This window comes from Sphingomonas larreae, from assembly GCF_051400595.1.
Lineage (GTDB): Bacteria > Pseudomonadota > Alphaproteobacteria > Sphingomonadales > Sphingomonadaceae > Sphingomonas.
In genome coordinates this window covers 99,619-114,769 of the sequence record NZ_JBLFFI010000008.1, presented here as the reverse complement: position 1 = coordinate 114,769, position 15,151 = coordinate 99,619, and the positions used below count along the sequence as shown (strand labels likewise).

The window sequence follows — 15,151 nt, the reverse complement described above, 5'->3', positions numbered from 1 at the left end:
GCACCGAGCGGAACGTCTCGTGACGCTCTCTCTCCCGGACGCCCGCCAAGCCGCCCTCCGTCCATTGCACCTCGCCGGCCCGCAGCCCGGCGAGCGGGCTGTCATTTCCCGCCAGTCGCAGCAGGTCGGGAAGCAGCTTCTCCGCCGCTGCCAAGATCGCCCCGGCCAACGACACCGTCTGTGCCGAGCCGCCCGCCATCGGCGCGGCGGGTAGGTCGCTGTCGCCAATCTCGACCGAAACCGACGCCAATGGCAGGCCGAGACGATCGGCCAGCTGTTGTGCCATGACGGTCGCGGTGCCCATCCCCATCTCCTGCGCCGAACAGGCGAGATGCGCGGTGCCGTCCCGCCGCAGCGTCAGCCGCACCGCACCGCCGGGCATGCGGACATAGGGGAACGAGCCTCCGCCACAGCCCATGCCAATCCGCCACTCGCCCTCACGTCGCGTGCCCGGCGCCGCGGCGCGCGCGGCCCAGCCGAACCGTGTCGCGCCGCGACGCCACGATTGCTCGGGCGCGTGTTGCGAGAAAGGTGCGCCGCTGACGGGGTGACGATCCGGCAGGTTGCGCAGCCGCAGCTCGACAGGATCGAGCCCAATCGCATGCGCTAGCTCGTCGACCGCGCTCTCCAGCGCGAAGGTCCCGATTGCTTCGCCGGGTGCGCGCATGAAGGTATTTGGCACGACCGCGAGATCAACGTGGCGCTGCAGGATCTCGAAGCTGCGCGCGCGATAGGCGGCTCGCGTGCCCAGCGTGTAGGCCTCAGGACAGGCGCCGTAGGGAGGCATGACCGACCAGCCGTCATGCAGGATCGCGGTGAAGCACCCGTCCGCGTCGGCACCGATCGCGACGCGCTGCTCGGTGGCGCTGCGACCGCCGATGATGCGGTAGACGCTCTCGCGGCTGAGTTGGAGTCGCAGCGGACGTCCTACCAAGCGGGCCGCGGCGACCGCGACGATCTGATGGTCCCAAACGCCCTTGCCGCCGAATCCACCGCCGACGAACGGTGACAGCACGCGCACCTGCTCGCGTTTCAGGCCGAATGTCTTCGCCAGCGAGGCCGCCTCGGCCGCGACCATCTGGATCGTGTCGTGCACGGTCAAGCGCTCACCTTCCCATGCCACGGTCAGCGCATGCAGCTCGATCGCGTTGTGGTTCTGCCACTGCGTGCGATATCGCTCGTCGACGCGATGCGCCGATCTGGCGAGCTCGCGCTCGGCGCGCCCGAGCGAGAGATGGTTGCGCTCGATCAGCAGCGAGGGGATGATCCGCGCGTCGGCCTTGGCGGCATCGAAGCGCGTCTCGGCCTTCACCTTCTCATAGTCGATCGCGATCAGCGTGGCGGCATGATCTGCCTGCTCCTGCGTCTCGGCGACCACCGCGGCGACGATCTGGCCGTTATAGTGGACGCAGTCGTCCTGGAGGATCGGAAGGCTGCTGTTCCCGGTCGCGGTCGGATCGGTCATCGAGATCAGCCCCGGCGTCCGCACCCGCGGCATGTTGCGATGGTCGACCACCAGCAGCACGCCCGGTGCCGCCGTCGCTGCCGCGGTGTCGATCCGGACGATCCGGCCGCGCGTCACGGTCGCGTGCACGAGCGCCGCGTAGCAGAGCCCCGGCATCGCCACTTCTGCGGAGAAGCGCGCGTCACCCCGCACCTTAAGCTCAGCATCAACGCGCGGCGCCTGTCGACCGAGTTCGCCGTGCGCGCCGATCAGCGGGTCGGGCGTGCCGCCTGGAAGCCACTGCGCCGGCACCCAGCCGAGCGCGGTGCGGACGGAATCAACGACGACGTTCTGCACCCGGCTCATGCGCGCACTCCACTCAGCTCGGCGAGAACCGCCACGATCGTCCGCTGAGCCAACGGCACCTTGAACGCGTTGCCATCCAGCGGAGTCGCGGCCCCGAGCTCTGCCGCCGCGGCGCGTGCAAACAGCGCGTCACTTGGTCGCTCGCCCAGCAGCACAGCTTCGGCGTGACGCGCGCGCCATGGCTTCGGCGCAAGGCCGCCGAGCGCCAGCCGAGCCTCGGCGATACGACCGTCCTCGATCGCCAGCTGCGCCGCGACCGACACCAGGGCGAACGCGTAGCTCGCGCGGTCGCGTACCTTGCGATAGGCGGCGGGGCCGACCAGCGGAGGCGGCAACTCAAGGGCGACGACGAGCTCGCCCGGCCGAAGCTCTGTCTCGATGTCGGGCCGGTCACCCGGCAGGCGGTAGAGATCGTCGAGCGCGACCGAGCGCGTGCCCTGCCCACCGGCCAGGTGGATCCGCGCATCGAGGGCGACGAGCGCCACCGCCATGTCGGACGGGTGGGTTGCGACGCACGACGCGGAAGTGCCGAGGATGGCATGGTAGCGCGTGAAGCCGCCGCGCGCGTCGCATCCGCTGCCGGGTGCGCGCTTATTGCAGCGCGATCCGGCCGCGTCGGCGAAATAGAGGCAGCGCGTGCGCTGGAGCAGGTTGCCGCCGATCGTCGCCATGTTGCGCACCTGCGCCGAGGCGCCCGCGAGGATCGCGCGCGAGAGCATCGGATAGTGCGCGCGGACGAGCGGGTGCGCGGCGACCGCGCTGTTGCGCGCCGCCGCGCCGATGACCAACCCGCCCCCTGCCGCGCGCACGATCGGCGCCGGCAGTACCGACACGTCGACGAGGGTGGTCGGATGCTCGATCTGCTTGCGCATCAGGTCGATCAGGTTCGTCCCTCCGCCGAGCGGCCGATGACCTTCTTCGCCGGCGAGGCGGATCGCATCCGCGGTCCCATCGGGGCGACGATAGCCTACCGGGGTCACAGTCGGCGCCCGGCCGCGACTGCGAGGATCGCGTCGACGATGCCGTTGTGCGCGCCGCAGCGACACAGGTTGCCGCTCATCCGTTCCCGCACCTCATCGCGCGAGAGCGTCGGCGGGGCCGCGAGATCGGCGGTGACGTAGCTGGGGACGCCCGCGGCGATCTCGTCGAGCATCGCAGACGCGGCGCAGATCTGCCCCGGCGTGCAATAGCCGCACTGCAGCGCGTCATGCGCAATGAAGGCGGCTTGAAGCGGGTGGAGCGTCGCGTCACCGCCGTCAGCGGCGAGACCCTCGATTGTGGTGACCGAGCGGCCGTCTGCCTGGGCAGCCAATGTCAGGCACGCGAGGACGCGCTGGCCGTCGACGATGACGGTACAGGCGCCGCACGCGCCCTGGTTACAGCCCAGCTTCGTGCCGGTGAGGAGAAGCCGCTCGCGTAGGTGATCGAGTAGAGAGATACGCGCATCTGCCGGAGGTGCGACCGAGACGCCGTTGACCAAGATCGCCATCGCTCATCCCCAGCAGCGCGCACCCCTCATGCGCCACCCTAAGATACAGCGATGTTCGCACTATTCAAGTCTCGGATGAAAGGATCTTCGTCATCATCGCGATTAGCTGCCGGCGCTCGGTGATGGTGAGCGGCTCGAGCATGCGCCGATGCAGATCACCGTAGGACGCTTGTAGCGCGTCCACGCGCGACTGGCCCGTCGGAGTGAGCCGCAGCGACACCGCGCGACGATCATGTTCGGGGCGATGACGCTCGATCAAGTCGCGCTTGACGAGCCGGTCGCTAGAGGAGGAGATCGTCGTGGTCGGTACGCCGAGAAACCGCGATATGTCGGTCGGGCCGCAATCAGGGTGCCGCCCGACAAAAACCAGCACCTGCTTGTCGAGCTCGTTGAGCGGCTTCTCCGCACCGAGCGCCTCGGCAAGCTTGTAGCGGCGCGTGAAGAGGTCGAAGATCTCGCTTAGGGCCGCGAGCTCTGCGTCAGACGGAGTAGACATCCTCGGGGCATAGCGCCCGGTGAGCTACCGTGACCAGCACCCTCCTCTCTCCGCCGTATGGAAGCTACAAGGTCCTGGCGCTGCGCCGAGACCCAAGAGTGGTCACTCCCAACGCCCTGCTTGGCTTCCAACTTCGGACGCCCATTCATCTCCGCGGCCGACACGCGTGTCGCGCCGCAAAACCGCTCGCTTGGTCGGGTCTAGGAGGGATAGCCGACGCCCAACTCTCGCGAGAGCTGGCTACTGCCTAAACCATCGCCGAGCGACTCGGCGCGTAACAACGAACCCAATCGCCGCAACAGCCAAGCACGTAAGCGCAACTGCAAGCACCACCGCGGCCATCAGCAGGTCTGAGCAGGGATCAAGATCGGGGTGAAGGCGGTGAGACGGATTACAGACCCAGAAAAGCGCGAAGAGGACCCACGCTCCCGCCGTGCAAAACACGAGCAGGCCAGCCATGAGTCCGCAGGTCATGCCAATGACGTTAGACCAAAGGATTGATGCCGCCTTCATTCCAGCAGTATGGCGCGATCAGCCGTGTCCGCAACAGGGAGGCAGTTCGATCTCGAACGCCCATGATCTGAGAGATGCGGCCCCGCCGCTTTTGAGCGGCTTGCGACTCCCTCGCCTCTCGTGCCGAGGACCCACGTTCGGTCACTCAGATCGTGCGAGGCTCATCCGTTAGCGGACGCTTGTTCAGGTCTCCGGTGCCGAAGCTACTCACCGGTTTAACGGCACTTTCCTGCCCGAAAGCACGTTGCCATACTGATACTGTCCGAACAGACGAGACACGTACCGCCTGACAGGGTGGCCTACGATCGCTTCGCGAGATGGTTAATCCTCACGTGCTGTTGCCCGGACGAAACGTCGGATGCCACCGCGCGTTCTTGATGGATGATCATGTCGAAGCTGCTCATGACCGTGTCGCTGATGGCAGCGGACTCCGCAAGTATCTCTGCGATGAAGTGGGGGAAGCGTGTGCTGCTGGTCAGCGCGCCCAATGCAAACGATCCCTCGCTCAACGACCAACGCCGCATCATCGCTCGATGGAGATCGGGCGCGGCGGAGCGCGACATTACCATCGTCGAAGTTGTAGGGGACAACGTAGTGGGAGTGAGCAATTCGGCGGCCATGCTCCGGCAACGTTACAGATTGCCGACCGCCAATTTTGCGGTCGTCTTGATCGGCAAGGATGGCGGCAGCAAGCTGCGCGGAACACGACCGATCGCTGCCGCCACGCTTGAAGAAGTGATCGACGCGATGCCGATGCGTCGCGGCGGCAAGCGCTAGCCCACCTTCAGCTCGAGCACGAGATCAGGTCACTTCCTTGAGAGCGACCGCATAATCGATACTGACACGCGAAGACCCACTTTCGACCATTCACGGGCTTTTCGCGCAGTCCGAAACCTGCCGTTCATTCATGTCAGCCGCTTAATCCAGCGCTTTGACATGTACTGGCGTTATGGGTTGAGGATATCGACGTGGCGACCGGTGTTACCCCCTGATGCGTAATCGCTTGCTCTCCGCCCTCGCCTGCTCGGCCATGCTCTCGACCACCGCCAGTGCGCAAACCGAGCCGCTGGGCGTCAATCTGGAGCGGTTCGACTATCCGGCCCCCGTGCACTGGTTCGAGGCGGAGTCACAGGGCCATCCGATTCGCATGGCCTTTCTCGACTGGCCGGCGGCCACCACGCCCAACGGCACGACGGTCGTCCTGCTCCACGGCAAGAACTTCTGCGCCGCGACCTGGGGCGACACCGCGCGCGGACTGACGGCGGCGGGCTATCGCGTCATCGCACCGGACCAGATCGGCTTCTGCAAATCGTCCAAGCCGACCGGCTATCAGTACAGCTTCCATGCCATGGCCGCGCTGACCACGGCACTGCTTGACCGGGCCGGAGCCGGCAAGGTCGTGCTGGTCGGCCATTCGACCGGCGGCATTCTCGCCACGCGCTTCGCGCTCCTGTACCCTGAGCGGGTCGCGAAGCTGGTGCTGGTCAACCCGCTCGGCCTCAACGACACGCTGAGTGAGGGCGTGCCCTATACCGACCTCGGCAAGCTTCGCACCGAGGAAGCCAAGACCAACGCGGCGTCGATCAAGGCCTATCAGCTTCGCAACTATTATCATGGGGTCTGGCGGCCGGCCTATGATCGCTGGGTTGCCATGCTGGCCGGGCAATATGCCAGCCCCGATGGCGAGACGGTGCGCGACGCACAGGCCCGTCTGTCCGATATGATCCAAATCCAGCCGGTCGCGGCCGAGCTGACGCGCCTAGCGGTGCCGACTACGCTCATCATCGGCCAGCGCGACCTGACCGCCTTTCGCGCCAACAGCGCGCCCGAGGATCGGCGCGCACGCATCCGCACGGTGCCGCAGGCCGCAGAGGAGGCGGTGAAGCGCATCCCGGGCGCCCGCCTCATCCGCCTGGACGATCTCGGCCACTCGCCGCAGGTCGAAGCGCCCGCCGAGTTCCTGCAGTCGCTTCGCTCTGCGATGACGCCGTGAAGCGATATGCCTGCGCGCTGGCGCTCCTCCTCGCCAGCGGTTGCGATGCTGCACCTGCGCCACGGCAAGCGGTCGTATCCAGCCCGGTTAAGACGCGCGGCCTGGACAGCGCCATCCTTGCCGACACCATCGCCAAGGCCCGTCGTCTTCCCCGGCTCCGCTCGCAACTGGTTCTCCGCGACGGGCAAGTGCTGGCTGAGCAGCGGTTTAACGGCGGGCCGCCGCTCGATCGGCCGGTTAATATCAAGTCCGCGTCCAAGTCGGTCCTGTCCGCGCTGGTCGGGATCGCGATCGCGAAAGGCGCGCTAACCGACGTCGATCAGCTCGTGCTGTCGGTGCTCGGCAGCAATGCACCTCCCGATCCGGACCCGCGTCTTACCCGGCTGACCGTCGAGGACTTGCTGACGATGCGCGCGGGGCTCGAGCGGACGTCGGGCGAGAATTACGGGCGCTGGGTGTCCAGCCGCAACTAAGTTCGCTTCGCCCTCGCGCGCCCGTTCGTCGATGAGCCGGGCGGTGCGATGCTCTACTCGACCGGCAACACGCATCTGCTGTCGACGATGCTGACCCGCGCGTCGGGACGCGACACCCATGCCCTGATGCGCGACTGGCTGGCGGAGCCGCTCGGCATTACCATCCCGCCATGGTCGCGCGATCCGCAGGGCATCTATCTCGGCGGCAACGACATGATGATGTCGCCGCGCAGTCTAGCGCGGTTCGGCGAACTCTATCGCCTGGGCGGCGTGATAGACGGACGGCGGATCGTGCCTGCCCGCTGGATCGAGGAAAGCTGGCCCCCGCGCACCGTATCGCCGTGGAGCGGTGGACAATATGGCTTTGGCTGGTTCGTTGGCACCATTCGTGACCATCCGTTGCGTTTCGCCTGGGGCTATGGCGGGCAGATGCTGTTCATCGTGCCTGGCCTGAAGCTGACGGTCGTCATGACCCCAGACCCCGGGGGCGCGCGAAACAATGGTCATATTGCTGCGCTCCACACGCTCCTTAATGAGGGAATTGTGCCTGCCGCCGAGCTGGGTAGTGCGCCGTAACGGGCCTGGTGGTGAAGATGCCACAGATCGAGCAGGCAATCCCGTGGTGCGGCAGAAGCGAGATCAATTTTGAGGCTCGCGCCCAGGCCTTATGACCCATTTGCGGTCATTCAGGAGGCTCCGACCGCTCCCCAACTCCGGTCTATCGTTCATCACGTGGGAGCAGCCCAAAATGCCGTTTTGTGGCGGCTACCATGCTGAGGCGCGCAGCGCAGCTGTCCAGGCTTCATCCTGACGTTGATCAACAAACACGCCATTTTAAACCTTTGCGTTGCAGTTGGGGTCGACGGAAACGCGCTCCGTTGAGAGCGCCAAAGCGGAGTGATGGATCGTGGCGAAGCTCTCCGGCTTTTCGCGCCGACTTTTGCGCGACCGGCGTGGCAACGTCCTGCTGATCGGCGCGGCGAGCATGTTGCCACTCCTCGGCATGTTGGGAGGTGCCTTCGATATGGCACGTGCCTACCTCGTTCGCACTCGGCTGCAACAAGCGTGCGACGCCGCGGTGCTCGCCGGTCGGCTTGGTATGGGGGCTGAGGCTTGGAGCAGCGTAGCTCAGCAAAAGGCCGACCGCTACTTCCAGTCAAACTTCCGCACTGGCCAGTATGGCTCAACGGGGTCACGTATCATCTACGAGCCGCGGAGCATTTCGACCGTGCACGCCACCGCTTCGGCCAGCGTTCCCATGCTAATCATGAAGGTGTTCGGCTTCGGCGCGATAGATCTGCAGGCGAGCTGCGACGCGCAGATGGAGTTGCCAAATGCCGACATCATGTTCGTGCTCGACACGACGCTGTCGATGGCGGAATCCAACCCCGGCGACTCGATCAGCCGCATCGCGGCGCTTCGCTCGTCGGTGCAGAATTTCTATACGGTTCTGCAGAAGGCTAAGGGCAGCGAGACGCGGCTGCGCTACGGCTTCGTGCCGTATGCCTCCACTGTTAACGTGGGAACGTTGCTCAAGCCAGACTGGCTCGTAAGCCGCTGGACCTATCAGTCGCGCGTCGCGAAAGAGGTAGAGAGTGTTCCTAGAACAGGCTCAGAGTTCAAGGAGGAGCCGACTGGACCATGGACGTACGTCAGCGGCAGCAAGGACACGACAACATACACCATCCCGGCTGAGCGTTGCACTGTCACATCCGAGCAGAACTACAAACCATACGATGAAAACCGTGTGAACAATCCTGACGGCACCGCGACATGGACAGCTGTTCAGATAATCAACAACATCGATCGAAGCGCCCGCCTAAGTGGTGGCGCCTGCACGGTGACCGAAGTGAGATACAAGGATTACGTGCAAAAGCAGCCATGGAGAAGGTACAAGAATCCAGATGCCGGCGCCGTTACCTACGACAATCGCTACTGGTGGGACTACGCACCCGTGGAATACGCGCTTGCGAGCCTGCGCAATGCTGATGGACTTGGTAATGTCTCAGGTGGTGAGTTCACGGCGCAGGTCGCCAACAATCATCAGATGCGCACGATCAGCTGGACCCGCAGCAACGCCTGCATCGAGGAACGCCAGTCGTCGCTGAACCATGACGCGATGAAGGCCGACCCGGGGTTCGACCTTGACGTCGACACGGTCCCGATCGCGGGCGATGCCAAGACACAGTGGCGCCCCGCCCTGCCGGGTCTGGTCTACTCGCGCAAACAGTGGAATGCGAACGACATCCGCGATGACCGCTGGGGTGCGCCGACGACGGTGCTGCACAGCTATGACAATTACATAACGCCGAGCAGCGACACCGCCGTCCGGGCCGCCTGCCCGACCTACGCCCGCAAGCTGTCTGTGATCGATGCCACCACGCTGAGCAGCTATCTCGCCTCGCTTAAGCCGGCGGGTCTGACCTACCACGACGTCGGCTTCCTCTGGGGGCTACGCCTGCTCTCCGCGCAGGGCCTGTTCGCGAGCGAGAATCAGGCGCCGCTCGGCAGCAAATTGGCGCGTCACCTGATCTTCATGACGGACGGTCAGACCGAGACCCACGTCGCCGATTATGATGCCTATGGCCTCTCCGCGCTGGACCGGCGGCGCACGCCGGCCACACGCCTGCCCACCGCGGGCGAGCAGAACAGCCTCGTCGAGCAGCGGCTCGGCAGCCTCTGCCTGGTCGCCAAGGCCAAGGGCGTCACCGTCTGGGTGATTGCCTTCGGCACCTCGCTCACACCGCTGCTGAGCGGCTGTGCGACACAGGGCCATGCCTTCGAGGCGAAGAATGCCGCCGAGCTGGAGGCAGCCTTCTCCGACATCGCCAAGCGCATCTCGCACCTGCGGCTGGTGCGCTGATGCGCCGGCTGCTTCACGATCGCACCGCGGCAACCGCAATCGAGTTCGCGCTCGCCGCGCCGGTGCTGCTGATCCTCGTAACCGGCGGGCTCGAGCTCGGTTATGACGCCTACGTCCGCACCGTGGTGGAAGGCGAGATGCAGCGCGCCAGCCGCAGCCGCACGCTGGAAACCGCGGGCGACGCGGCGCAGCGCGCCTTTATCGAGAACCGGGTGCGCGACACGGTGCACCAGCTCGCGCCCACCGCGAGCGTGACCTTCACGCGCCGCTCCTTCCGCGACTATGCCGAGGTCGACGCGCCCTTTGAGCCGTTCAACGACGTCAACGCCAACGGCGTCTGCGACGCGCACGAGACCTACCAAGACCTCAACAACAACGGCCGCTGGGACGAGCGCGGCGGCAGCGACGAGAGCGACGGCAACGCGCGCGACGTCGTCGTCTACACCGCCACCGTCCACCATGCGCGGCTGATGCCGATCGCGATCAACCCGCTGCGGCGCGAGCGCCCGATCGTCGCCCGGACCGCCTTCCGCAACCAGCCCTATGATCAGCAGACCGCGGTGATCGAACGGAGCTGCCCGTGAGCATCCATTCCGGTGTGGCGCAAGCGTTGCGCCGCGATTGCTCCGGGGTCGCCTTGGTCGAGCTCGCGCTCGCGCTGCCTTTGTTCCTGCTGATGATCATGGGCCTGGCCGAGCTGTGCCACTATGCTTTGATGAAGCAGCGGCTCAGCCAGATCGCGCTGCAGGTCGCCGACAATGCCGGCCGACTGGGCAGCGTCGAGTTGGCCGGACCTCAACGCCTCACCGAGGCGCAGGTCAACGACGTGCTACTCGGCGGCACCGTCGCTGGCGAGGGGCTGGATTTCGCGCACCGCGGCCGCATCATCCTCTCCAGCCTCGAGCAGAATACCGACAAGGGACAGTGGATCCACTGGCAACGCTGCCGCGGCGGGCTGGACCATCCGTCCTCCTACGGGGTGGAGAACGCCGGGGCCGAGGGCACAAGCTTCCCCGGGATGGGGCCGAGCGACTCACGCATCCTCGGCGACGCCGATCGCCCGGCCATGTTCGTGGAGGTGGCGTATCGGCACGAGCCGCTGACTTTCCTGAACCTGCTCTCCTCGCCGATGATCGTGGAGATCGCGGCGATGCCGGCGCGCGTCGAGCGCGACCTGACGAGGCTCGACAACGGCACGGACGTGAACGTGTCGCGTTGTTTATAGAAATCGCGGTCGTTGCGCCTGAAAGGCGTTGGTAAGAGGGACCCAGAAGCGGTCACTCCCGGACCCGGGGCGCCTTTCAACTTCGGTCGTCCATTCATCTCGACGGGCGGCACGCCTTGCGCGCCGCAAAGGCTGTCGCCTTATTCGCTTTTTCTCTACAGCTTGCGGAACGCGCTCTTTGGGATGAGTAAGCGCGCGTAGTGCAGCGTTGTAAGAGAATCTTAGGCCAGATCGGCCACTTAGCACCGCACTGACGTATGCTGGGGTGTGGCGTGAAGGGCTTGGTTTTCACCACATTTTTCGAGTTCTGCGAGCGGAACTTCGGTGCCGATATGCTCGATGACGTAATCGAGGCGGCCAACCTCCCCCACGGGGGAGCCTACACGAGTGTGGGAACCTATCCATTCCAGGAGATGGTGGCGTTGATCACCGGCCTGACGCGCCGCTCGGGAACGCCCATGCCGACGTTGATGGAGCGGTTTGGCACGTTCTGTTTTGAGCAGTGGGTGAACAAATTTCCGCAGCTTTTCCGCGACCGCGACCTCTTCGATGTGCTCGACGGCATTGATGACTTCCACGAGCGGGAGGTGCGACGATTGTACCCCGACGCCGAGCTGCCGTCCTTTCGCGTGGTCGAGCGGACGTACGATCAACTGACGCTTGATTATCGCAGCTGCAAGCCGCTCGCAGACTTAGCCGTCGGCGTCATCAAGGGCGCCGCCGTCCACCTGAGAGAGCCTGTCGAAGTCAGCTATTCCCCACTCGGTGACACAATCCGCTTCACCGTGACGCGCAACACCTTGAGGCGTGTAGCGTGATCGACACGGTTTCACCGGACGATGAGATCCGGCGCCTTCAGGGCCGTCTGGCACGCGAGCGTGCCGCTCGCGAGGCCGCAGAAGCGTTGGTGGAGGAGAAAACCCGCGAAATCTACGAGATCAACCTGCGGATCGTAGAGGCGAATACCCAGCTCGTAGCACGTAACGCCGCTCTAAAAGCGTCAGAGGCTGAGCTTACCGGTGAGCGTAACGCCCTCGAGATTGCGATGCGTGAGCTGTCGCAGGTCGTTCAGGTTATCGCCGGCATCGCGAGCCAGTCCCGTCTGCTGGCTCTCAACGCGTCCATCGAGGCTGCACGCGCAGGAGACGCCGGGCGTGGCTTCGGCGTAGTTGCTGAGGAAGTCGGCAAGCTAGCCGGTGCCACGCGGTCAGCGACCGAGAAGGCGGCCGACGTCCTGGCAGCTGGGCTTAGCGGATCCATGGCACGGACTATTGCTAAAGGCGTCCCCCTAGGCCCTTAATGTTTACTTCCGGCGGGAGCGGAGGTTGGCGGCGGGTGTCGCCCCGTTACAGCAGGCAGGATCACGGGCGTTTTCCAAACGCACGGAGGGCACCTCGACGGAGGGTATCTCCGCCACACACCGGCTTCTTAGCCGATAGCTTCGGCGTCGAGCTGACCGCTGTCGCCGGATCGCAGCCGTTTTTGTGCAAGGCGCTGATGTTTACCGGCTAAGGCCCGAGGCTCTCGAGTACGAGATGCGAGCTGACAGGATCGTGCGGCATCGTAATGATTCGCAGATTGCAGCCCCGCGCGTGCGCCGTGGCGCTGATCAAGCTGGCTGAATGTTCAGCCCACTACGCCGCTACCGGCCGCGATTGAGATGCTGGCGATCGCGACGAGCGCCAGATATGCCGCGCCAGCCAGCTTATTTACCTGGCTAGTGCGTGCCGATGATCGTGCTCTCATCTTCTCCCGATCGATCAAGCGTCGCTGAGTCCACCGGGGTCGTGGCTGCTCGACATTACCGTAGCTGGTTCTGATTCTCAGAACGAAGGGCAGCAAGGCGGAAGCCAAGAGTTACGACCGTAAAGCTCGGCATAGGCGCTTGCGAGCCCTCGCCTCTCATGCGAAGACCCATGCAGCACCCGAAAGCGATCGTGCCGTTCTGCCCTTCGATGAGCGATCGGGTCTCCACGCTGAACGAACGACTGGTTTTCTCGGCCGTCCGCCCGAACGCGGACCGGCCGCTTTCCACCCGACTCAGGATCTCGGGCCCCCTCCCCTGCCGTCTGAACGAACGGCCGAACTTCCCAGCAGACCGCTCAATAGCGGACGGGCAGCTATCCACCCTACCCGGGCAGGCGTTCAAGCCCCCTGCCTCGCCTGATCGAACCTCCGCGTTGTTGGCGATCGCCATACCACGGAGTGGCAGCTTTCCCCCCTTCGTCGCGACCGAGCCCCCTCTTCTTCCTCCTGAACTAACGGACGGTTTGCCCTCCCGTCCGCCCGATAGCGGACGAACAGCTCTCCCATTCTGGGCCGGCAATCGAACCCCCTCCCCTGCCGGCTGAACGGCTGGTTCTACCGGCCGACCGCCCCGCAGCAGGGGGCGGCTATCCACCCGCCAATCATGGTGTCCGCGGCGCCTAACCAAGCGCGCGGTGCTGCGCTGGCGCGGCATCCGAGATGGCAAAGCGGAACAGTCGCCGCATGCCCAAAACCAAATACTCATACTCGCCCGCGGCAGCCACCGCACTTGCAAGCGCTCGAAGCATATACCTCATGCGCTTCCCTAGCCTGCCCCGCGCCTGCCACGATCGGCGCTGACGCCTGCGTTTATGATGAGATCCTCTCAATTTGACCTTGAACAGCGAAAGAGTCGGAGCAACACCCTCATACGCGTTCGGCCGAGGGCGACGCCGCTGCGAAGCTGACCGACGACAACGCACGGTCCGCGTTGACCCGGTGCCAGCGCTACCTTGGGCTATAAGGTTCAGGACCAGAAGCTGTACCGCGGGCCCCGCAGATCAGCGTGAGCCGCTCGAGAGTGGCTCGCCCATACCAGCCGGCAGTAGCGGTGAAGAGGCGCTTTCCCCGATAAGCCGTCAGGCAGACGATCGCTTCCGGTCTTCGCATATCTCCGCTGTAACCGTTCGGTTCGCCCGAACCGCCACGAGCAAGGCGGGTCGAAAATCAGCGGTCTGCTTTCCCCACTCCCCTGCTCCCCAAATCGTTCCCCTTACTCGCGACCTCCTATCTACCCTTTTTGCGCGCCGCCTCAGCCTCCTCGGCCAAATCCAGAAGAAGCCTCATCGCCTCACCCTTTTTCATTCGGTGCCGGTATGCGAACTCGTCATAGCGGTCGCGATCCTCCGGCGTCGTGCGGATGTGAAAGTTCGCGGTGTAGATGGCAGCTCGGACCGGCGAAGGCACGGCCGTAGGCTTCGATGCCGTATCAGCAGGTTCAGACTTGAAGCCAAGCCGCTCCCCGCCCTGCCGCGCGGCCGCGCGCTGTTCTGCCGTCGGCACGGGGATGTCATCATCTTCGTCGAGTGCGAATTTCGCGAGTCCGGGGCGAGCGCTGCCTTTGGTCATGCCGGTGCCTTTTCGTTGAGGAGGGTCAACACATCGACGGTGAAAGCTGCCGCGTTAGCACGGGCGGTGGCGAGCGAGCCGACGTCCGTCGCCTTCAGCGTCGCGAGCGTGCCGCCGAAGCTGAACAGCGCGCGAAACGCACCGCGATCCGCAAGTGCGGTGCTTATCACGGGGATGCCAGCCTCTTGCAGGCCGGCAATGATCTGCTTGAGGTCGCGCGGCCATAGGCGGTCGGATGCCTGGGTCTTAGCCAGCACCGCCGCGAACTTGAGCGGCTTATCACGGTGTTTCGAAACCTGCTTGACGTTCTTGAAGGCACGCGCCGCTTCGTTGGAGTCTAGCGCCGATCCTTGCATCGGAATCAGCGCGAGATTGGAGACGAGGAGCGCGTTTGTTACTCGGCCGGAGGCCCTGCCCTCCAGGTCGACTATTACGAACTTGGCGCGCCGACGTGCTTCGGTGATCGTGTCGATAATTGTCTCTTCATCGATCTCCTCAACCACCTCGATGTTGTCAGGCTTTCCCTTCAGCGCTGCCCATTTCGACAGAGGAAAGTTCGGGTCGGCGTCGACCAGGATCACGTTGGCGCCTTGCGCTGCGAGCTCCGTGGCAAGGAGCAGGGCGGTAGTAGTCTTACCCACCCCGCCCTTGGGCGACAGCAGCGTGATGACGGGCATTCGAACCTCCAACTTGCACGTTCACGTGGCAATCCGCTGCGTTAAAGCGGTTCCGGCGGTTCCGCAAGTCACAACGGTTCTAGCGGCCGCGGCGGAGCGCGCGGTTACGGCGGTTCGAAATGACGATGCGAAGCGCCACTAATTGCCGGTCGCGAAGAGCTCCCCTACCCCTGACAAATCGGCTCCTGCCGGCTTTGTCTTGCGCGCCCCGCGCACACGGTACCAATAGCCTGTGAC

Annotated in this window: 14 protein-coding genes and 1 pseudogene; 9 read left to right on the top strand and 6 right to left on the bottom strand. The window is 64.8% G+C overall.

Going from position 1 to position 15,151, the window contains the following annotated elements; genetic code table 11:
• The 4 genes from ACMGDM_RS19235 to ACMGDM_RS19220 form a co-directional block, all read right to left on the bottom strand.
• Positions 1-1,810 (bottom strand): xanthine dehydrogenase family protein molybdopterin-binding subunit (locus tag ACMGDM_RS19235; protein ID WP_436805740.1); only part of this gene is annotated, 1,810 nt, incomplete at its 3' end.
• Positions 1,807-2,790: an FAD binding domain-containing protein gene (locus tag ACMGDM_RS19230; RefSeq protein WP_436805739.1), complete on the bottom strand. Its 984-nt coding sequence runs from the start codon at positions 2,788-2,790 to the stop codon at positions 1,807-1,809. The genes ACMGDM_RS19235 and ACMGDM_RS19230, both read right to left, overlap by 4 nt.
• Positions 2,787-3,299 (bottom strand): (2Fe-2S)-binding protein, encoded by a 513-nt coding sequence (locus ACMGDM_RS19225; RefSeq protein ID WP_436805738.1) that lies wholly within the window; start codon positions 3,297-3,299, stop codon positions 2,787-2,789. The genes ACMGDM_RS19230 and ACMGDM_RS19225 overlap by 4 nt, the downstream gene beginning before the upstream one ends.
• A gap of 64 nt (positions 3,300-3,363) precedes the next feature.
• Positions 3,364-3,795: a MarR family winged helix-turn-helix transcriptional regulator gene (locus ACMGDM_RS19220; protein ID WP_436805737.1), complete on the bottom strand. Its 432-nt coding sequence runs from the start codon at positions 3,793-3,795 to the stop codon at positions 3,364-3,366.
• A 900-nt stretch (positions 3,796-4,695) separates the two neighbouring features.
• Between ACMGDM_RS19220 and ACMGDM_RS19215 the strand changes: the two genes are divergently transcribed.
• The 9 genes and pseudogenes from ACMGDM_RS19215 (at position 4,696) to ACMGDM_RS19175 (ending at position 12,162) form a co-directional block, all read left to right on the top strand.
• Complete coding sequence (locus tag ACMGDM_RS19215) at positions 4,696-5,085, top strand: DUF4174 domain-containing protein (RefSeq protein ID WP_436805736.1); 390 nt, start codon at positions 4,696-4,698, stop codon at positions 5,083-5,085.
• A gap of 214 nt (positions 5,086-5,299) precedes the next feature.
• Positions 5,300-6,301, top strand: coding sequence for an alpha/beta fold hydrolase (locus ACMGDM_RS19210; protein ID WP_436805735.1), 1,002 nt, complete (start codon positions 5,300-5,302; stop codon positions 6,299-6,301).
• The gene (locus ACMGDM_RS19205) at positions 6,298-6,774 is read left to right on the top strand and encodes a serine hydrolase domain-containing protein (protein ID WP_436805734.1); all 477 of its coding nucleotides are present in this window, start codon (positions 6,298-6,300) and stop codon (positions 6,772-6,774) included. The genes ACMGDM_RS19210 and ACMGDM_RS19205 overlap by 4 nt, the downstream gene beginning before the upstream one ends.
• A 15-nt stretch (positions 6,775-6,789) precedes the next feature.
• Positions 6,790-7,350 (top strand): annotated as a pseudogene (locus tag ACMGDM_RS19200) (serine hydrolase domain-containing protein); the annotation flags it as partial.
• 331 nt (positions 7,351-7,681) lie between these two features.
• On the top strand, positions 7,682-9,637 hold the full coding sequence (locus ACMGDM_RS19195) for a TadE/TadG family type IV pilus assembly protein (RefSeq protein ID WP_436805733.1): 1,956 nt from the start codon (positions 7,682-7,684) through the stop codon (positions 9,635-9,637).
• A complete protein-coding gene (locus tag ACMGDM_RS19190; protein WP_436805732.1) occupies positions 9,637-10,221 on the top strand; it encodes a TadE/TadG family type IV pilus assembly protein in 585 nt (194 codons plus the stop codon). Before ACMGDM_RS19195 ends, ACMGDM_RS19190 begins: the two co-directional genes overlap by 1 nt.
• Positions 10,218-10,862 (top strand): TadE/TadG family type IV pilus assembly protein, encoded by a 645-nt coding sequence (locus ACMGDM_RS19185; RefSeq protein ID WP_436805731.1) that lies wholly within the window; start codon positions 10,218-10,220, stop codon positions 10,860-10,862. The genes ACMGDM_RS19190 and ACMGDM_RS19185 overlap by 4 nt, the downstream gene beginning before the upstream one ends.
• Before the next feature lie 272 nt (positions 10,863-11,134).
• Positions 11,135-11,680, top strand: a complete 546-nt coding sequence (locus tag ACMGDM_RS19180; RefSeq protein ID WP_436805730.1) for a heme NO-binding domain-containing protein — start codon at positions 11,135-11,137, stop codon at positions 11,678-11,680.
• On the top strand, positions 11,677-12,162 hold the full coding sequence (locus tag ACMGDM_RS19175; protein WP_436805729.1) for a methyl-accepting chemotaxis protein: 486 nt from the start codon (positions 11,677-11,679) through the stop codon (positions 12,160-12,162). Before ACMGDM_RS19180 ends, ACMGDM_RS19175 begins: the two co-directional genes overlap by 4 nt.
• Positions 12,163-13,895: 1,733 nt before the next feature.
• Here ACMGDM_RS19175 and ACMGDM_RS19170 read toward each other — a convergent pair.
• Positions 13,896-14,237 carry a hypothetical protein gene (locus tag ACMGDM_RS19170; RefSeq protein ID WP_436805728.1) on the bottom strand — a complete coding sequence of 114 codons (342 nt, stop codon included), beginning with the start codon at positions 14,235-14,237 and terminating at the stop codon, positions 13,896-13,898.
• Entirely contained in the window at positions 14,234-14,914 is a 681-nt protein-coding gene (locus ACMGDM_RS19165; protein ID WP_436805727.1) for an AAA family ATPase, read from the bottom strand. The genes ACMGDM_RS19170 and ACMGDM_RS19165 overlap by 4 nt, the downstream gene beginning before the upstream one ends.
• Positions 14,915-15,151: the final 237 nt, after the last annotated feature.